At 66.4% G+C, this 19,333-nt stretch carries 14 protein-coding genes; 2 read left to right on the top strand and 12 right to left on the bottom strand.

What is annotated here, in order from left to right; translation table 11 throughout:
• Positions 1-70 precede the first annotated feature (70 nt).
• Positions 71-400 carry a hypothetical protein gene (locus ACYQ4T_RS20755; protein WP_459858336.1) on the bottom strand — a complete coding sequence of 110 codons (330 nt, stop codon included), beginning with the start codon at positions 398-400 and terminating at the stop codon, positions 71-73.
• A 333-nt stretch (positions 401-733) separates the two neighbouring features.
• Here ACYQ4T_RS20755 and ACYQ4T_RS20750 point away from each other — a divergent pair, with 333 nt between their 5' ends.
• Positions 734-3,856, top strand: a complete 3,123-nt coding sequence (locus tag ACYQ4T_RS20750) for an EAL domain-containing protein (RefSeq protein ID WP_459858334.1) — start codon at positions 734-736, stop codon at positions 3,854-3,856.
• Positions 3,857-3,959: 103 nt separating this feature from the next.
• On the opposite strand, the gene ACYQ4T_RS20745 is transcribed toward ACYQ4T_RS20750, so the two are convergent.
• The 7 genes from ACYQ4T_RS20745 to ACYQ4T_RS20715 all read right to left on the bottom strand — a co-directional run bounded on the left by ACYQ4T_RS20745 (position 3,960) and on the right by ACYQ4T_RS20715 (position 11,755).
• A complete protein-coding gene (locus tag ACYQ4T_RS20745; protein ID WP_459858332.1) occupies positions 3,960-4,880 on the bottom strand; it encodes a ribokinase in 921 nt (306 codons plus the stop codon).
• A gap of 22 nt (positions 4,881-4,902) precedes the next feature.
• On the bottom strand, positions 4,903-7,095 hold the full coding sequence (locus ACYQ4T_RS20740; RefSeq protein WP_459858330.1) for an MGH1-like glycoside hydrolase domain-containing protein: 2,193 nt from the start codon (positions 7,093-7,095) through the stop codon (positions 4,903-4,905).
• 11 nt (positions 7,096-7,106) lie between these two features.
• Positions 7,107-7,691, bottom strand: coding sequence for a cysteine hydrolase family protein (locus ACYQ4T_RS20735; RefSeq protein WP_459858328.1), 585 nt, complete (start codon positions 7,689-7,691; stop codon positions 7,107-7,109).
• A gap of 39 nt (positions 7,692-7,730) precedes the next feature.
• Entirely contained in the window at positions 7,731-8,795 is a 1,065-nt protein-coding gene (locus ACYQ4T_RS20730; protein WP_459858326.1) for an ABC transporter ATP-binding protein, read from the bottom strand.
• The gene (locus tag ACYQ4T_RS20725; protein ID WP_459858324.1) at positions 8,792-9,598 is read right to left on the bottom strand and encodes an ABC transporter permease; all 807 of its coding nucleotides are present in this window, start codon (positions 9,596-9,598) and stop codon (positions 8,792-8,794) included. The genes ACYQ4T_RS20730 and ACYQ4T_RS20725 overlap by 4 nt, the downstream gene beginning before the upstream one ends.
• Positions 9,595-10,458 carry an ABC transporter permease gene (locus ACYQ4T_RS20720; RefSeq protein WP_459858322.1) on the bottom strand — a complete coding sequence of 288 codons (864 nt, stop codon included), beginning with the start codon at positions 10,456-10,458 and terminating at the stop codon, positions 9,595-9,597. The genes ACYQ4T_RS20725 and ACYQ4T_RS20720 overlap by 4 nt, the downstream gene beginning before the upstream one ends.
• A 187-nt stretch (positions 10,459-10,645) precedes the next feature.
• Positions 10,646-11,755: an ABC transporter substrate-binding protein gene (locus ACYQ4T_RS20715; protein WP_459858320.1), complete on the bottom strand. Its 1,110-nt coding sequence runs from the start codon at positions 11,753-11,755 to the stop codon at positions 10,646-10,648.
• A gap of 158 nt (positions 11,756-11,913) precedes the next feature.
• Here ACYQ4T_RS20715 and ACYQ4T_RS20710 point away from each other — a divergent pair, with 158 nt between their 5' ends.
• The gene (locus tag ACYQ4T_RS20710) at positions 11,914-13,143 is read left to right on the top strand and encodes an aminotransferase class V-fold PLP-dependent enzyme (RefSeq protein ID WP_459858318.1); all 1,230 of its coding nucleotides are present in this window, start codon (positions 11,914-11,916) and stop codon (positions 13,141-13,143) included.
• On the opposite strand, the gene ACYQ4T_RS20705 is transcribed toward ACYQ4T_RS20710, so the two are convergent.
• The 4 genes from ACYQ4T_RS20705 to ACYQ4T_RS20690 all read right to left on the bottom strand — a co-directional run bounded on the left by ACYQ4T_RS20705 (position 13,140) and on the right by ACYQ4T_RS20690 (position 19,332).
• The gene (locus ACYQ4T_RS20705; RefSeq protein WP_459858316.1) at positions 13,140-14,561 is read right to left on the bottom strand and encodes a M20 family metallopeptidase; all 1,422 of its coding nucleotides are present in this window, start codon (positions 14,559-14,561) and stop codon (positions 13,140-13,142) included. The two genes, ACYQ4T_RS20710 and ACYQ4T_RS20705, sit on opposite strands and share 4 nt — an antisense overlap.
• A 2-nt stretch (positions 14,562-14,563) precedes the next feature.
• The gene (locus ACYQ4T_RS20700; RefSeq protein WP_459858314.1) at positions 14,564-16,381 is read right to left on the bottom strand and encodes a S9 family peptidase; all 1,818 of its coding nucleotides are present in this window, start codon (positions 16,379-16,381) and stop codon (positions 14,564-14,566) included.
• Complete coding sequence (locus tag ACYQ4T_RS20695) at positions 16,378-18,219, bottom strand: S9 family peptidase (protein ID WP_459858312.1); 1,842 nt, start codon at positions 18,217-18,219, stop codon at positions 16,378-16,380. Before ACYQ4T_RS20695 ends, ACYQ4T_RS20700 begins: the two co-directional genes overlap by 4 nt.
• A 114-nt stretch (positions 18,220-18,333) precedes the next feature.
• Positions 18,334-19,332, bottom strand: coding sequence for an ABC transporter ATP-binding protein (locus tag ACYQ4T_RS20690; RefSeq protein WP_459858310.1), 999 nt, complete (start codon positions 19,330-19,332; stop codon positions 18,334-18,336).
• Position 19,333 lies beyond the last annotated feature (1 nt).

Genomic DNA, 19,333 nt, shown 5'->3' with positions numbered 1-19,333 from the left:
CGTCGGGGCGCAGCCGCCGGCCACCGCTCGCGCGGGTCAAAGCCTTCGGGCAGAAGAAAGTTGTGTACGGTTAGACCGCGTCCTGGCTCACCGAGATCGAGAGGCCCGGCGAGTAGTAGAGCCGGGTGCCGTCCTCGAAGACCCAGAACTGCATGCCACCGACATCGATGCCACCGGCGGTCGTATGCGCCGGAGAGACACCGGAATCCAGGACTTTCAGGTCGGTCTCGATGTTCACCTGCGGGTCGTCGCCCTCGTTCATGACGACAATCTCGCCGTTTGCGTCCGGCAGAAGATCGGAGAGCGCGAGTCTGACGGTCAGGTCCAACTCCTGGTCCTGATGGTCGAACTCCAGATCCGTGTCCCCGGTCAAGGCCGGGACCTCGTGTTTCCCGTCCATCAACCCATCCCTCACTTGGCACCCAACTTGATATGTAACATGTACATAAAATGCCCGCAGAACTCTAATTAAATGTTAAGCGAAAGCTCGGGTCTCCGCCAAAGATCGCACCGGGCGGTTGGCCTGCGGAAAATTTCTCGCCAGAGAACTTACAATTTCAATGCGTTAGCTCCGAATCCTCGGACGGGATCGAACGCAAGACGTCGGACTCGCACAAGGCCGCTGCAACCCCGCGCCGTCGGACGACAAACGGCCGTTAACCGACTATAGTTCCTGGGAAGATGGGGAATCGGCGGGGCGATTCCTGGGAAGATTCCGGGGACCCGGGCGGGAATGGCGAGCATCGGCGGTGCAATCGGGAAACGCTCGGCGACGGTCGCCATCGCCATTGCGGTCACGCTGCTGGTCGCCTTCACGATGGCCCGGCTCGACCCGGCCCTGCTCGACCGCGTGGAGGCGGAGAATTACGACCTGCGCTTCCGGATCCGCGGGGTCGAGAAGCCGGGCCCGGAGACCGTCGTGGTCGCCGCCGACGAGAAGACCGCCGCCGTCTTTGGGCGCTGGCCGTTCTCGCATCGCTACTTCGCTCTCGCCATCGACCGCCTGAAGGCGGACGGCGCCAAGGTCATCGCCTTCGACATCATCTTCCCCGACCCGGAATTGTCCTTTCCGGACGACGTCCGGGCGAAGCTCTCGGCGCTGGCCGCGGCGATGCCGCCGGACTCCGCCGAAGCCAAGGGGCTGCAAGCCGTTCTCGATACGCCGAGCCCGGACGACGCCATGGCGCAAGCGATGCGGTCCGCCGGCAACGTGGTGCTGCCCTTCACGCTGGACATGGGCGACGCCGAGATTCGCGGGGTCGAAGCGCCGCCCTTCGTCGAGGACTGGGCCTACGGCAAGCTCGATGCGCGACCCGACGGCAGCAACGACGTCGGCAAGCAGGCGATCGGGGTGCTGCCGCCGGTGCAGCAGCTGGGCGAGTCCGCCGTCGCCGGCGGCTTCGTCAACGTCGACAAGGATCGCGACAGCGCGCCGCGCTCGGAGAATTTCGCCTGGCAGTTCGACGGCGAGACCTACCCGCCGCTGTCGCTGGCGGCCGCCGCGGCCTATCTCGGCGTATCGCCGCTGGATCTTCAGATCACGCTGGGCTCGCCGATGGAACTCGGCAATGTTGCGGTCGGCGACCGGCGGCTGCCGATCAACAGCGCCGCCAAGATGCTGGTCAATTACTACGGCCCGAACCAGACCATTCCCACCTACTCGCTGCTTGATGTGGTCGAGGGCAAGTTCGCGCCCGGCACCTTCTCCGGCAAGGTGGTCTTCGTCGGCGTGACGCTGACCGCGGTGCAGGATCTTTTCAAATCGGCCTTCAGTCTCAATTTCCCGGGCGTCGAGCGGCACGCCACGATCACCCAGCGCATCCTCGAAGGACCGGTGCTGGTGGAGCCGGATTACATGGTGCTGGTCAATCTCAGCGCGCTCGTCGCGCTCGGATTGCTGACGGCGGTATTCACCGCCCGCATGCCCGCCAGCGGCGGAATTACCGGCACCGTCATCCTGGTCGTCGTCTGGTGGGGCATCGGCCAGTTGGCGCTGTTCCCCGGCGGGGTGCGGCTGAACTTCGTCTACCCCGCGCTGGCGGTCCTGGCGAATTTCATCGCGATGACCGTGCTCAGGGTGGTGCGCGAGGAGCAGCAGCGCCGGGCCGCCGAACGCAACTTGCGCATCAGCGAGGAGCGCTACGCGCTGGCCGCACGCGGCGCCAACGACGGGCTCTGGGACTGGGACCTGGTCACCAGCCGCTTCTACTCGTCGCCGCGCTGGCACCAGATGCTGGGCATCGCCGCCGAGGAAGCCCGCGGCACGCCGGACGACTGGTTCTCCCGCACCAACACCGAGGACGTGACGACCTTGCGGGCCGCGATCGAGGCGCATCTCGCCGGCCAGTCGGCGCATTTCGAGCAGGAATTCCGCATGCGCCATGCCGACCAGAGCGACCGCTGGATGCATGCGCGCGGCCTCGCGGTGGTCGACAAGGTCGGCAAGCCCTATCGCTTCGCCGGCTCGATGACCGACATCACCGACCGCAAGCTCGCCGAACGGCAGCTGCTGTTCGACGCCTTCCACAGTCGCCTGACCGGCCTGCCCAACCGCGCGCTGCTGATCGACCGCATCAACCAGGCGACCCAGCTCTGGCATCCCGGCGGCGAGAGCGACGTGATCGTGCTGATCCTCGATCTCGATCATTTCCGGCACATCAACGAGACCCTGGGCCAGGCGATCGGCGACCAGGTGCTGATCTCGCTGGCCCGCAACCTCGAGCCGGCCTTGCGCCCCGACGACACCCTGGCGCATCTCGGCGAAGACGAGTTCGCGATCCTGCGCTTCTCGGCGGGCGATGTCCGCGGACAGTTGGAGCAGCTCCTGGAGGCGCTCTATAAGGTCATGGCCGTGCCGATCTCGATCGACGGCCGCGATTTCGAGATGACCGCCAGCATCGGCTATGTATTCGCCTCGCAATCCGCCGGCGAGAGCGGCGACGAATTGCTGCGCGACGCCAACCTCGCGCTCTACAAGGCCAAGACCACCGGGCGCAACAAGGCCGAGCCGTTCGAGGCGGCGATGCACGCGACCGCGGTCAAGCGCTTCGATCTCGAAGCCGATCTGCGCCGCGCGATCGCCAAGGGTGGCGAGCTCGAGCTGTTCTACCAGCCGATCATCGACATCCAGAACGACCGCATGCACGGCTACGAGGCGCTGCTGCGCTGGCGCCACCCGACCCGCGGCCTGGTCTCGCCGATCGATTTCATTCCCTTGGCCGAGGATACCGGCCTCATCGTCGAGATCGGCCGGCGCTGCATCCTGGAAGCGGCGCGCCAGATCCAGGCCTGGACCCCGCCCGGCGGCGGCAAGCCGCCCCAGGTCGCGGTCAACGTCTCCGGCCGGCAGTTCGCCGCCGAGGGCCTGCTCGACGACATCGAGAACGCGCTCCGTATCACCGAAATCCCACCCGGCAGCCTCAAGGTCGAGGTGACCGAGAGCCTGGTCATGGACAACCCCGAGCGCACAGTGGAACTCCTGAAGCGGATCATGGCGATCGGCTGCAAGGTCTCGATCGACGATTTCGGCACCGGCTATTCATCGCTCTCGCACCTGCACCGCTTCCCGTTCAACACGTTGAAGATCGACCGCTCCTTCATCGTGCGTATGGCCGACAGCCGCGAGGGCTACGAGATCGTCCGCGTCATCGCCAGCATGGCGAAGGTGCTGGAACGCGACGTCGTCGCCGAAGGCGTCGAAGACCAAGCCTCGGTCGAGACCTTGCGCGAGATGGGCGTCGAGTTCGTGCAGGGCTATGTCTACAGCAAGCCGCTGCCGGCAGCGGAGGCGACGGCGTTCCTCGAGAAATGGCGCGAGAAAGAACGCGCGCGGGGGACATCCAAGGCGGCGAGCTGAGATTCACCGGCACCCGGTGCGCGGATCAAGTCCGCGCAAGACGAAAATCTTCAGCACGTCATCGCCGGGCTTGACCCGGCGATCTCGGCCCGCTGCCCCGCGCTCAATGCACCTTGATCGGCGGCAGGTCCTTCAGCCGCTTGTCGATCGCGGCCTTCATCGGCAGGCTGGGCTGCGCGCCGGGGATCAGGCAGGCGAGCGCGCCGGCGACCGAGCCATAAGCGAGGCCGCGCGCGAGATCGCCGCCGCTGTCTATCGCCGCCGCGAAGGCGCCGACAAAAGCATCGCCGGCGCCCACCGTATCGACCGGCGTGATCAGCAGCGCCGCCACGTCGTAGATCTGATGGCCCGAGAAGCCGCTGGCACCCTCGCCGCCCAGGGTGACGATCACCGTGGTCTGCGCGGCTTCCGCAACGGCCGCCGCGGCGGCGCGGGGATTGTCGCGATGCCGGCCGAGCGAATCCGCAACGAGCATCGCCTCGGTCTCGTTGACGATCAGCCAATCCAGCATGCGCACGATGTCGGTCGGTACCGGCGCGGCCGGGGCGACGTTCAGCATCACGCGGGAGCCGCGGGCCTTGGCGCGGCGCACCAGCGTCCAATTCTCCTCGAGCGGCACCTCCATCTGCAGGAGCACCATCGTCTCCGGCGTCAGCAAGTGGTCCGGGACCTGGTCGGCGCGCGCATTGCTGTTGGCGCCGGCAGCGACCACGATGATGTTCTCGCCCCCCTTTTCGACGCAGATCGCCGCCAGCCCGGTTGGCTTCTCGTCCTTGGCGACCAGCGAGAGATCGACATCCTGCAGATTGAGGTCGTTGAGCGCGATCGCCGAAAGATCGTCGGTGCCCACGCGGCCGACCATCCGCACCTGGGCGCCGGCACGGGCCGCCGCCAGCGCCTGGTTGGCGCCCTTGCCGCCGGCCGCAAAGCTGTAGCCGGGGCCGATCACCGTCTCGCCGTGGTTCGGCAGGCGGTCGACCGGGATCAAGAGATCCACATTCAACGAGCCGAACACGACGATCATGATCCCCTCCCCGGGTCTTCTTCTATTTCCAGCGCAGCTCCAGCCGCCGCGCCTGGTCCGTCGCCGGCAGGGTGACGGCACCCTGGGCCACGGCGACCTCGCGCCCGTCGAACTTAGCCGACCGGAGCTCGCCTGTCGCCTTGGCCGAAGGCACCATTGTGCCACCGCCCCGTGTGTCGAGGTCAATCCCATCCGGCCTGATCTCGATCTGAGTCAGCCGGGTCTCAATATCCGTTCGCAGCACCGGTTGGGCATCCAGGATCAGCGTCAGCCAGCCGCCCTGCGACACCAGTTCAGTCCTGCGACCGAAGGCGAGCAGCGGGCCCAGCCGCCAATCCCCTTTCGCGCCGGCACCCGTTACGCCATGGGGCCGCGGGTTGATCTCCCAGCCATCCCAGGGTGTCACATCGATGATTTCATTGACCCCGATCAGCGGCATCAGCCCACCCCAGCCGTAGAAGAGGTCGGTATCGACCTGGTCATCGGCCTGCCCGGTCTCGGCGCTGAAATTTTCCGGCACCTGCCGCTTGGCCCAGGCGGCGGCGAACAGCTTCACGCTGTCCGCGGCCAGCGCCGTCGCCGCCGCGATATGGCCGCAACGCTTCAGCCCGCCATAGGTCAGGTAGTTGAGCGGCGGCCAGACGCGGCCGCGCCAGTAGACATTGTCATGATAGGCCGGGTCGTCCCGCGTCACCGAAGGCAGGCGATGTGCGCCGCCGAAGGCGCGCGGATCATCGAGCCATTTCAGCAAGCTCCCCTGCTGCGCTTCCGTCGCCGCCCCGGCGAGCATCGGATAGAAGCTGGTGGGCGCAAGGCTGCGGATGAAATTGCCGTTCCAGCGCCGATTGGCGAAGGTTCCGCGCGCCGGGTCCCAGAGCCGGTCCTCGATCCGCTTGCGCAGGGCTGCGGCGCGTGATTCCAAACGCCGCGCCGTGGCGTCGTCGCCGCGCCGCCGGGCGAACAATGCCAGGATCTCGCCGTCAAGCGCGATCAGGCTGTTCAAGCCGACATCGGCCTGGTCGAGGCAGCCGCTCTTGGGATCGTACTGCGCCTCGTCATGGATCGGCGAGTTGTCCATGCTGGACTCGTTCTTGGCGCCGAGCTTGGTCCTCATATAGAGCCCGTCGCCGACCGGCGAGGTGCCCCAGGCCATCAATCCGTCATGGTTGCCGTCACGGTGGCTGAACCACCAGTCGTGGTTCACCAGCAACCGGTCATAGGCGAGGTCGACCAGACTGTCATCGCCGGTATGCCGCCAGATCTTCCACAGGATGAAGCTGCAGATCGGCGGCTGCGAGCGGTCGATCCAGCGGTCGTTGCCGGTGATGAGACAGGCGAAGTTGCCCTCGGGTGTCTCGGTCGCCAGCACCGCCTGGATGCAATCGCGCGCCAAGGCCGGATCGAACAACGCGCTCATCAGCGCATGATAGAAGAGGTCGTCCAGCCAGACCCCGAAGCCGCCGAATTTCTGCGCCACCCAGTTGCGGCTCAGCGACATGTAGCGCCGCCGGTTGATCGCATCAAACACCGTGTTCCAGCCGACCAGGTCGCGCAAGGCGTCGAGCGGCGCCGCGTCGAAGCCGGATTGCCGCGGCTTGCACGCCGACGCCGTCGCTCCGGCCGGATGCCCGACATCGACCTTGAAGCCGAAGCGCGGCATCTCCTCGAGATTGTAGCGCAGCACCGCGACCTCGCCTTCGGTCCCGCGCGAGGCCAGGTAGAAGTAGCCGTGGGCTTTGAGCTCCTGCTCCAGCGCGGCAATGGAATCGTGGAACGTGACCATCAGCGGCGCGGCGTCGCCTTCGACCGTGATGTCGATGCCGCCAGAATGGGCGGTGAGCCTGCCGCTCAGTGGATCGTAGCGCCAGCCGGCGAGATTGCCGTCATGGCCGGGATCGAGCCGCAGCACCAGCATCACCCAGAAACGCAGGCCCCATTCGCCGAACCGGGTGGCTTGCCAGCGCCCGCGCAATTGCGTCGGGCTCGGCTTCTCATAATGCCAGTCGAGCTCGGTACCGGAGAGCGCCAGGTGCAGGTCGACCGACGACCCGTCGATCTCGCGCTCACCCAGGGAGAGGCCCTTCGCCGTCGCTGGGAAAGTGGTGAAGGTGCCGGTGCTGGCCGCATAGGCGCAGGGCGTCACGGTGAGGCCCAGCGGCAGATAGGTCATCTGCGCCGGATAGACGCTGTCCCAGGTGTTCCAATCGTTGTTCAAGGGGGCCGGTGCTATTTCCACGCCGCTTCCAACTCCGCATAATTCATGACCCAGACCTGCGGCACGAAGCGCGGCGCGATGATGTCGAGCACAGCTTGATGCGCCGCCGGCGTGCCGCTGGTCAGCGCGTCGCGGGCCAGCACGACGAAGTAGCCGAGATCGACCGCATCCAAGGCGGTGGCCCAGACGCAGACGTCCGTTTCGACGCCGGAGAGGATCACGGTGTCGGTGCCGGCCGCCTGCAGTGCCGCGCCGAATTTCGCATTGCCGAAGGCGGAGAAGGTGCTCTTGTCGAAGATCGCCGCCTTGCCGGCCAGCGTCCGATGCTCGAGCAGCAGGTCGACATAGTCGGCGCCGCCGCCGTCCAAGGTCGCGCTTGGCCATTGCTCATAGTATTTCCGCCAGGCGCCCGGCGCCGCGGCGGGATTCTGCGCGGGCACGAAGCGGGTCCAGAAGGTGCGGCCGGGCTTGTGCTCCGCGAGCCAGGTCACGGACTGGCGGATGCGGCCGATATCCTTCACCGCCCAGTCGGGGTGGTCGGCGAACAGTCGCTGCATGTCGATGACGACGTGCATGGCGCGCGCGAGATCCGGCATCCCAGCCTCCATCCTGCCCTCACCCTGCCCGGTTTCGAATCAGGGGGCGACCGGCACATTATGCTCCGGCGACCAGTGCAGGGTTACCTTGTCGTCGATCTCGTGGCGGCGGGGAACGCTGTTCTGCTGGAAGACCGACACCACCTGGTCGCCGACCTGCACGCGATAGGTCGTGCTGCTGCCCGAGAAGACGGCGCCGATCACGGTCCCGGAGAGCCGGTTGACGCCGACCGCGCTCCCCGGCTCGACGCCGATCTTCTCCGGCCGCACCGCCAGCAGCGCCGCATCGCCGGCGCGATAACCGCCGGCCGGCGCCAGCGCCTCGCCGCCGAGCTTGAGATCGATCCGCGCCTCGCTGCCGGAGATCGAAGCGACCCTCCCCTCCAGGAAATTGGCGACGCCGAGGAAGCCGGCCGCAAAGCGGTTGATCGGATGCTCATAGACCTCGAGCGGCGGCCCGAGCTGCACGATCTGGCCCTGGTTCATGATGGCGATGCGGTCGCAGAGCGTCATCGCCTCTTCCTGGTCATGGGTGACGAAGAGCGTGGTGATCCCGACCTCGCGCTGGATCCGCCGCAGCTCCACCTGCATCTCTTCTCGCAGATGCTTGTCGAGCGCGCCGAGCGGCTCATCCAGCAGCAGCACCTTCGGTCTCGTCACCAGGGCGCGCGCGAGTGCCACCCGCTGCTGCTGGCCGCCGGAAAGCTGCTTCGGCTTGCGCTCCTGCAAGCCGCCTAGGCGCACCAGGCCGAGGATCTCATCGACCCGCCCCTTGATCTCGCCCGCCGGCACCTTCCTGACCGAGAGACCGAAGGCGACGTTGTCGAACACCGTCATATGCGGAAACAGGGCATAGTTCTGGAACACCATGCCGATGTCGCGCTTGTGCACCGGCACCGGGCGGATGTCTTCGCCGTCCAGCAGCACCTGGCCGTGATCGAGGTCGATGAAGCCGGCGATCGCGCGCAGCAAGGTGGTCTTGCCGCTGCCGCTCGGCCCCAGCAGGCCGAACAGCTCACCCTCTTTGAACTTCAGCGAAACCTCGTCCAGCGCGGCGACGGTGCCATAGCGCTTGGTGCAGCCGACGACTTCGACCGTGCTCATCGCTCACCGCCGAATTTGTAGAAGCGTGCGGTGATCAGCATGATGCCCATGGAAACCACGATGATGATGGTGGAAATGGCGTTGATCTCCGGCGTGAAGCCCTTGCGGATCGAGGTGTAGATCTCGACCGGCAGGGTGGTCACGCCCGGCGGCGCCAGGAAATAGGAGATCACGAACTGGTCGAAGGAGGTGGCGAAGGCGAACAAGGCCGCCGCCACCACGCCGGGCGCGATGATCGGCGCCGAGACCCGCCAGAAGGTCTGCCAAGGTGTCGCGCCGAGGGTCGCCGCCGCCTCCTCCACCGATTTCGGGAAATCCGCCAGCCGCGCGCCCACCACGATGATCACGTAAGGCAGCGACAAGGCGACATGGCCGAGCAGGATCGCGTGCAGCCCACGCGGCTTCAGGCCGATGGCGGGGAAGGTCCAGTAGAAGAACACCAGCATCGCCGTGCCGATCACCAGCCAGGGAATGGTGATCGGCGGCAGCAGCAGGAGCTGCATCAGGTTCCGGCCGCGGAACTGGTAGCGCGAGAAGGCGAGCGCCGCCGCGGTGCCGAGCGCGGTCGCGATCACGGTGTTCACCAGGGCGATCACCACGCTGTTGCGCCCGGCATTCAGCAGCCGGTCGTTCTCGGCCAGCGCCTTGAACCAGACCAGGTCGAACTCGAACGGCATCTGGTAGAGCGGCGAGCGGTTGAAGGCGAGCAGCGCCATCACTAGGATCGGCACATAGAGGAAAAGCAGGACCAGCGCCAGATAGGTCTTGGCGATGCCGGTGCCGATGTCGAGCTTGCGGTTCATCCCCACACCCCGCGCCGCTTCAGGATCGGATAGAGCACGGCGAAGATCACCAGCACGATCGCCAGCATGGTGAAGGAAAGTGCGGCGCCCAGCGGCCAGTTCGCCGTCACGGTGAATTGCTCCTCGATGTTCATGCCGAGTGTCGCGCCTTTCGCGCCGCCGAGGATGCGCGGCTCCATGAAGGAGCCGATCACCGGCACGAAGATCAGCACCGCGCCGGAGATGACCCCGGGCAGGCTCAGCGGGAAGACCACGCGGCGGAACACGGTCCAACTCTCCGCCCCGAGGCTGCGCGCCGCTTCCATCAGCGAGTCATCGATCGCCTGCAGCGAGACGTAGCAGGTGAGGATCATGTAGGGCAGATAGGAATGCACCAGGCCGATCACCACGGCCGGATAGGTGAACAGCAGGTTGATCGCCGGCGCGTCGGGGAAGACCGAATGCAGCGCCATATCGAGGAAACCGCCCTGGCGCAGCACCATGGTCCAGGAGAAGACGCGGACCAGCGCGTTACTCCAGAACGGCAGCACGATCAGCAGGAACAGGGCCTCGCGCCACCGGCCCTTGACGCGCTTGGCCAGCGCATAGGCGGCCGGATAGCCGACCAGGAAGCAGAACAAGGTGGTCCAGAAGCCGAGCAGGATCGACCACCAGGTCAACGGCAGATAGAAGGATTTCTGGAAGAAGGCGGCGTAGTTCGCCAGCGTGAAGCTCGCCGGCCTCGGCACCAGCGGCGAGACGTCGAGCACGCTGCAATAGAGCATCGCCGAAAGCGGCAGGAAGATCGTGACCGCCAGCCAGGCATAAGCCGGCCCGGTCAGCCCGAAGATCGACCACATTTGCCGCTGGTGTGGCGACATGGTTGCGTTGTGTCCTCTACTGTTGAAACCGAGCTTCCGGAGGCGTCAACCCCACCCCAAACCGCCCCCATCTTGGGGGCGGGGGACGGATAGAACCGTCACATGCCGCAGCATCTTCAAAAGAGTCCCTCCCCCCAAGATGGGGGGAGGCTAGGTAGGGCGTTGACGGGGCCGCTACGCGGTGCCCTTACCCCGCGAACGCGGTCTTCACCTCGGCCCAGAGGTCGGAATACTTCTGCTTCTCGTCGTCCGAGAGCGGCGCCATGAATTGCAGGCGCTTGATCGCTTCCTGGTCGGCGTAGAAGGCCTTCGACGGGTCGCTGTCGGGCAGAGCTTCCATCGCCTTCGGGTTGGCGGAGGCCGGGGCGCCGACCTTGGTCGCCCATTCGACGTAGAACTTGGGATCGACCATCCAGTTGATGAAGGCATGGGCGCCCTCGGGATTGGGCGAATCCTTCACCACGGCGAGACCGTCGAACCAGCCGATGCCGCCTTCCTGCGGCACGTAATAGCCCACCGGCAGCTTGAACGCGGTCTTGCTGCGCAAGGCCGAGCCGCTCCAGTAGACCGAGATGTCGAAGGCCTTGGCGGCGAATTGCTTGTTCCACTCGTCTTCCGAGGACCAAAGCAGCGCCACGTTCTCCTTCAGCTCCAGCAGCTTCGCCTTCACCTTGGCGAGATCCGCCGGATGGTTCATGTCCTGGCCGCTCGCCATCGCGCCGAAACCGACATTCTCGATCCCGTCGTCACGCAGGGCGACGCGCTTCTTCAGCGCCGGGTCCCAGAGCTTCGCCAAGGTCGCCGGGGATTCCTTGAAGACATCCGTGCTGTAGGCGATGGCGGTGATACCCCAGACCCAGGCGACGCCGAACGGCTTGCCGCCGTCGTTCAGCAGCGGGGAATCGCGGAACGCGGGGTTGAGATCGCCCCAATGCGGGATCTTCGCCGTATCGACCGGCTGGATCAGCCCTTCCTTCGACGCGATGCTGTTCCAGGCGCAGTTGGTCACGACCACGTCGTAACCGCCCGGATTGGTCCGCATCTTGGTGATCATCTCGGATTCGGAATTGTAGTAGTCGTGCGTCACCGTATTGCCGGTCGCCTTATGGAAGGCATCGACCGACCAGGCCTCGTCGGTGCCGTAGCCCTGCCAGTTCAGCACCTTCACGTCGCCGGCCGCGCGGGCGATCCGTGGCGCGCCGAGCACCGTGGCGCCGACACCCAACGCCGTCGCGCCGGCCAGAAACTGCCGGCGGTTGCTCCGGCCGAAAGACCGGAACTTCGAAGCTTCAGTCATTTTCACCCTCCCTGGGTTCCGCTGTGTTCGAGCAAGCCTGTTCGGCAAATTTGTTTGTGTACAAATGATCTCTATCGCCGCACCGCCTGTCAAGTTCAGCATAGCATGCACGCCGCCTTCCGCCGCCAAGCTTGACATAATCCCATCTGATCTTCGTCATGCCGCCCATCATGAATCCCGATCCCCTGGTCGATCCTGACGACTTTCCCCTGCTCGCCCGCGCCAAAGCGGAGGGAAATCCTGTCACCTATCTGGACAGCGCCGCCAGCGCCCAGAAGCCGGCCGTGGTGCTGGACCGGTTGCGCGACTTCTACACGCGCGACTACGCCAACATCCATCGCGGGGTCTATCCGCTGAGCGAACGCGCGACCGAAGCCTATGAAGGCGCGCGCGAGCGGGTCGCCCGGTTCCTACACGCTCGCCCCGAGGAAATCGTCTTCACCCGCGGCGCCACGGAGGCGATCAACCTGGTCGCCTACAGCTTCGGCGAACACTTCCTGCAGCCCGGCGACAAGGTTCTGGTCTCGGCGCTCGAGCATCACGCCAATATCGTACCCTGGCAGCAGCTGCGCGACCGGCGCGGCACCTTGCTCGACGTGATCCCGATCGACGGCAGCGGCGACCTCGACCTCGACGCCTATCGCCGCCAGCTCGACGGCGCGAAGCTGGTCTGTGTCACCGCCGTTGCCAACACGCTTGGGACCGTGACGCCTTTGAAGGAAATCATCGCCCTCGCCAACCGGGCCGGCGCGCGGGTGATGGTCGATGGCGCGCAAGGGGCGCCGCACCTGCAGCTCGATGTCGGAGCGCTCGGTTGCGACTTCCTCGCCTTCACCGGCCACAAGGTCTATGGCCCGGACGGGATCGGCGTGCTCTACGGCAAGGCCGAGCTGCTGGACCGGATGCCGCCCTGGCAGACCGGCGGCGACATGATCCGCACCGTCACCTTCGAAAAGACGCTGTTCGCCGAATCCCCGCGCCGCTTCGAGGCCGGCACGCCGCCGATCGGCGCCGCGATCGGCCTGGCGACCGCGCTCGATTTCATCGAGGGCATCGGCTTCGACCGGATCGGCGCCCATGACCGGGCGCTTGCCGAATATGCCGTGGGCAAGCTCGGCGAGATTCCCGGCCTGAAGCTGATCGGCATGCCGAAGCACCGCGCCGGCATTGTCTCCTTCGTGCTCGACGGCATCCACCCACACGATATCGGCACGCTGCTGGGCTCCGCCGGTATCTGCGTCCGCACCGGCCACCACTGCGCCCAGCCGCTGATGGAACGGCTCGGCATCCAAGGCACCGTCCGCGCCTCCTTCGCCGTGCATTCCCACGCCGGCGAGATCGATCGGCTGGCGGAGGAGTTGATGAAGGCGCGGCAGCTGCTGGGTTAGGCCGCCGTCAGGTGATCCTTGAGCACCATCGACACCGCGGCGGTCACCTTCTTCGCCGCCGGGATGTGCAGGAACTCGTTCGGTCCATGCGCATTCGAATGCGGGCCGAGTGCGCCGGTGATCATGAACTGCGCCTTGGGGAATTTCTCGCCCAGCATGCCCATGAAGGGGATCGTGCCGCCTTCGCCGAAATAGGCCGGTGGCTTGCCGAAGGTCGCCTGCGAGGCCTCGGCCACCGACTTCTCCAGCCAGGGCGAAAGGCTCGGCGCGTTCCAGCCGCTGCCGACGCCTCTGACGGAGAGCTCGACCTCGGCGCCATAAGGCACCGCGTCTGTCAGCAACTTCCGCAGCAGGACATCGGCGCCTTTTGCGTCCAGTGAGGGCGGCAGGCGCAGGCTCAAGGTCGCCGTGGTGAAGGGCAGCATCACGTTGCCGGCATTCTCCGGCTGTGGCAGGCCGCTCATCCCGGTCACCGCGAGCTGAGGGCGCCAGGCGCGGTTCAGGATCAGCTCGACGGAATCGTCGGCCACCGGCTTGGTGGCGCCGGCAAAGGGATAGGTGGTCCTGACCGCCTCGCCCAGCACCCTGGCCACGTCGCGCGCCTGGGCGATGCGATCGGCCGGGATCTGCGCATAGAGCTCCGGCGGCAGGACCGCGCCGGTCGCCTCGTCCTCGATGCGCGAGATCAGCTGGCGCAGGATGCGGAAGCTCGACGGCACGATGCCGGAGGCGGCACCGGAATGGACCCCCTCCTCCAGCACCCGCACCGTCACCGTGCCGTTCCAAAGCCCCCGCAGCGAGGTGGTGAGCCAGAGCTGGTCGTAGTTGCCGCAACCGGAATCGAGGCAGACGACCAGCGACGGCGTGCCGAGCCGCTGCGCAATATGGTCGATATAGACCGGCAGGTCCGGGCTGCCGGATTCCTCGCAGGCCTCGATCAGCACCACGCAGCGCGCATGCGGGATGCCCTGCTCGCGCAAGCCCATGATGGCGGTGATCGCCGAGAAGATCGCATAGCCGTCGTCGGCGCCGCCGCGGCCATAGAGCTTGTCGCCCTTCAAGACCGGTATCCACGGCCCGAAACCCTCGGCCCAGCCGACCATCTCCGGCTGCTTGTCGAGATGGCCATACATCAGCACCGGATCCTGGTCGCGGCCCTGGCCCGGAATATCGATCACGATCAGCGGCGTCCGGCCGGGCAACCGCAGCACCTCGAGCGTCGCACCTGGCATCGCCGCGATCTTCTGCCGCGCCCAGCCGGCGAGCAGGTCGACCGCCTGGTCCATGTAGCCGTGCTTCTCCCAGTCATGGTCGAAGTCGGGCGACTTGTTTGGGATCCTGATGTAGTCGCAGAGCAGCGGAATGACCTCAGCGTCCCAGATCCCGCCGATGAACTGCGCCAGTCTCTCTTGATTCATGTTCAAACCCTGAATGCCTTGGAGAAGAACCGCTCAATACGGAGCAGCAGCTTCTCGCGGTTGCCTGCCTTATAGATGCCATGGCCCTCATCATCAAAGGTCATGAGGTCGAAGGGGATCTTCGCCGCCATCAGGTCGCGGCAGGCGAGCCTGGTGTTCTCCGGTGACACGTTGCTGTCGGCCAGTCCATGCACGATCAGCAGCTTGCCCTTGATGTTCTTGATGAAGTTCCGCGGCGAGGCGCGGAAATAGCGGTCCGGCACCTGCTCCGGCGTGCCGCCCATCATCTCGATCGAATAGGCGCGGCCATGCGGCATCTCGGTCGCGTGGTAGTCCACGTCGAGCGCATACATGCCGCAGATCGGCACCGCGGCATCGACCAGGTCGGCGAAGCGCGTGATGGCGATCCAGGATGAGTAGCCGCCATAGGAAAGGCCCATGACGCCGATCCTGCCGCGCTCCGCCTTGCCGGCGGCGATCAGCGCCTCGATGCCGGTGCGGATGTCGTCCTGCTCGGCCCCGCCCCAGCCGTCCCGTTTGATCGCCTCGCGAAAGGCGCGGCCGAAGCCGGTCGAGCCGCGGTAGTTCGGGTCGAGCACGGTGAAGCCGGCCGCGACCAGGAACTGGATGGTCGGGGTCGGCCAATCCTCGCTGTGCCAGGTCGGCCCGCCATGCACGTTGACGACCAGGCCGCGGGACTCGCCCTCCGGCTCGTAGAGCCAGCCCTGGATCGGCAGACCATCGCGCGAGGTCCAGCGGAAGTCGCGGGCCCGATGATGACTGCCCTGGAAATGCTCGCTGCTGCGGGTGAGATTGGTGACGCGCATGGTGACCGGCTCGATCCGCACCAGGTCGGCCCCGCGCGCCGAACTGTAGCGCTCGCAGATCCAGTCGCCGCCCGGCAGCTGCGCGATCGGCTTCAGGCTGGATTCCGGCAGAACGAAGAGCTGCTCCAGCCCGGTCTCGACATCGAGCCATTTCGCCATCAACCGGCCGTCCTCGTATTCGAGGATCATGGCGCTGCGCCCGTCCTGGCCCGCCACGACGGCGTCGATGTTGCGGCGCGGGTCGTCGATCAGCCAGCGCAGCGCGCCGGTCTCGAGGTCCAGCAGGCCGACCCGCTCGTGGCTCTCGGCCTCGGCCTGGACCAGCAGCCGGCTCCCCCCTTGGGACCCTTGGCCCAGCCAATGCGCCCGGGTCTTGAACCGCGCGCCGGCATTCAGCACTTCGCGATTGCCGGTGCCGTCGATGCCGACCACCCACATCTGGTTGCCGCCCGGATCGGCGTCGTAGGTGCCGTAGAGCACGAGATCGCCGTCGGGCGAGATTTCCGGTTCCATGTCGTAGAAGCTTTGCGCATGCGCCAGCACGTGGGTGCGGCCGGTCGCGAGATCGAGGAGCTGGATCCGGCTGCCCTCGATCGCCCGGCCGTCCTCGAGGTCGGAGGCGTAGACGACCGAGCCGCCGTCCTCGGTCAGCGCGCCGCCGAAGACATAGCCGGTGGATTGCAGCGGCGTCAGCGCCTCGAGCACCCGGTTGCTACGGTCGAGGCGGAACAACCGGTCATGCTCGTTGCTGCCGATCGACTGCGCGAGGATCAGCTGGCCGCCGTCCTGCGACAGGCTGCGGACATAGAAATGGTCCTTGCCCTGAGTCAGCCGCTCCGGCGCCTTGGACCCGTCGGTCGGGGCGATCCAGACCTCGCCGGTCTCGGTGATGCCGGTCCAGGTCCAGGCCAGCCACTTGCCGTCGCCGGAGACCCGCGGCGACCACAGGATCGGATAGCGCGCCCAGCTGCGGGCGAGATCATCGACCTTCATGCGAAAGCCGCAGCAAAGAATTCCGCCAAACGCTTCAGCAAAACCCGGCGGTTGGCCGGCCGGCCGATGCCATGGCCTTCGTCGTCGAACACCAGCACCTCGTATTTCTTGCCCGCGGCGTCGAGCCGCTTCCTGACCTCGGCGACGTTCTCCGGCGTCACATTGGGGTCGTTGGCACCCTGCACGATCAGCAGCCTGCCCTGGATATCGTCGATGAAGTTGATCGGCGAACGCTCGTAATAGCGCTCCGGCACCGCGCTGGGCGAGCCGCCCATCATCTCCTCGGAATACGGCCGGATGTCGGGCCGCGTGGTCTCGTAGTCGACCACGAGATCGGTCATGCCGCAGATCGGCGCGGCGGCGGCGATGATCTCCGTGGGGAAATGGGTGATCGCCCACCAGGAGGAGTAGCCGCCATAAGACGTGCCGGTGATGCCGACCTTGCCCGGCGCGGCAATGCCGGCGCGGATCAGCGCCTCGGCGCCGGTGCGGATGTCGATCTGCTCGGCCCCGCCCCAACCCTGCAGCTTGATCGATTCCTGGAACGCGAAACTGAAGCCGGTCGAGCCGCGGTAGTTGGTCTGCAGCACATGGAAGCCGCAGCGCGCGAAATATTGCGGGTCGATTCCGAAGGCATCCTCGTCATGCGCGGTCGGTCCGCCGTGGACATCGAGGATCGTGCCGATCGCTTCGCCGCGCGCGCGGTAGAGCCAGCCCTGGATCGGCAGCCCGTCCTCCGAGGTCCAACGGAAGTCTTCCGCCGCGACCAGTTCGTCCGGCGCCGGGATCGCAGCGCTGGGATGCGTGGAGATCGCGCCGAGGATCCGCGGGCCGCCGGCCTCGAGCGCGACGCGCACCAGCCGCGCCGGCACCCGGGCACTGTAATGCCAGGCGAGCCAGAGACCATCCGCCAGCGGCCCGACCGGGGTCAGCGCGCCGTCGGTGAAGGGACCGAACAGCCGCTCGCGCTTCGAGACCGGATCGAGCAGCGTGCTCTTCGGGCGTGCATCCTGGGTTTCATCGACCACGATCTCGGTCGAGCGCTTCGGCCAGTCGGCATTGGCCACCGCCCGTCTCGGATCGTCGACCAGCCAGTCGAGCCTGCCATCGGCGAGGGTCCAGCGGCCGATCCGGCGATGCGTCTCCGCCTCGGCCACGACGAGAATGCACTTCCCGTCGGGCGACCAGGCACCGTCGGCCTTCTTCTCGGGTCCGACATTGACGATCTCGCGGTCGAAGCTGCCGGCGAGGTCGGTCAGCCAGAGCTGGCTGCCGGAGGGATGCGGGTCGTTGCGGTCGTAGAGCACATGCCGATCGTCGGGCGAAAGCAAGGGCCAGCCGTAATGCGCGCGTTGCGGCCGCGCCAGCACCCGGCGCTTCCCCTTCGGCCCGTCCTGTACATAGACCAGGGTCGGCTCGATTTCGCGGCCGTCTTCATCGACATTGGCTGAGAACAGCAGGGTCCGCCCGTCCTTCGCCAGCTGGCCGCCATGGATGTAATAATCCGGCCGATCCTCGGTCAGCGCGACGGTCGGTCGCCCGTCGAGGAACACCTGGTGCAACCCGACGCGCTCGTCGCCGTCCTGGCTGCGCGCGTAGACGATGCCGGCGCTGTCCGGCGCCCAGCGGAAGGAATCGCAATCCCATTCGTCGGCGACCAGGCAACGCGGGGTCTCCGCGCCGCTCGCCGCGGTGACCCAGAGCTGCGTCGTCTCCGCCAGCCCCGCCCAGATCCAGGCCACGGATTTTCCATCCGGCGAGATCTTCGCGCCGTAAAGCTGCGGCACTTTCAACAGCCGGTCGAGGAAGGCGTCGTATGGGGAGAAATCGATGGGCATGTTCATTCTTTTGGGCGTCATGCCCGGGCTTCGCGGACGGGACCCGGGCATCTCGTGCCGTTGTTTCTAGTCTGACAGATCCCCGGGTCAAGCCCGGGGATGACGGCTGTGGAATCATTCCCCTATGTGATGGCAAGCCGCGAAATGCCCGCTGCCGTAGTCGCGCATCGCCGGCTCCTGCGTGGCGCAGATCGGCGTCGCCTTCGGGCAGCGGGTACGAAAGCGACAACCGCTCGGCGGGTTGATCGGCGATGGGATGTCGCCCTGCAGCAGCACCCGCGGCCGGCCCCGCTCCACTTTCGGATCGGCGATCGGCACCGCGGAGATCAGCGCCTGCGAATAGGGATGCAGCGGCCGCGCGTAGAAATCGTCGCGCTCGGCGATCTCCATCACCTTGCCGAGATAGAGCACCATCACCCGATGGCTGATATGCCGCACCACCGCGAGATTGTGCGAGATGAAGAGCAGCGAGACACCCAGCTCGCGCTGCAGCTCCATCAGCAGGTTGATGATCTGCGCCTGGATCGAGACGTCCAGCGCCGAGACCGGCTCGTCGCAGACGATCAGCTTCGGTTTCAGGATGATCGCCCGGGCGATGCCGATGCGCTGGCACTGCCCGCCGGAGAATTCATGCGGATAGCGGTTGGCCATGGAGGCCGCGAGGCCGACCTGGTTCATGGTCTCGAACACGCGCTGGCGGACCTCGGCGCGGCCAATCTCGGGATGGAAAATCCGCAACGGCTTGGCGATGATTGCCTCGACCGACATGCGTGGGTCCAGCGAGGCCAGCGGGTCCTGAAAGATGATCTGCATCTGCCGCCGCTCGTTGCGCAGCGCCCTGGCGCCGAGCTCGAACAGGTCGCGCCCGGCCCAGACCACGCGGCCCTCGGTGCTCTTGATCAGCCGCAAGACCGCGCGGCCGAGCGTCGACTTGCCGCAGCCGGATTCGCCGACGATGCCCAAGGTCTCGCCGGGCTTGAGCGCGAAACTGACCCCGTCCACGGCGCGCACATGCGCGAAGGTGGTGCCGAGCACGCCGCCCTTGATCGGGAAATGAACCTTCAGGTCCTCGACGGAAAGGAGCGCATCCCTTTGAATCACAGGGGCCGCCATC

It is taken from the genome of Dongia sp. agr-C8 (genome assembly GCF_054658695.1).
This window is presented reverse-complemented; position numbering and strand designations above follow the sequence as displayed.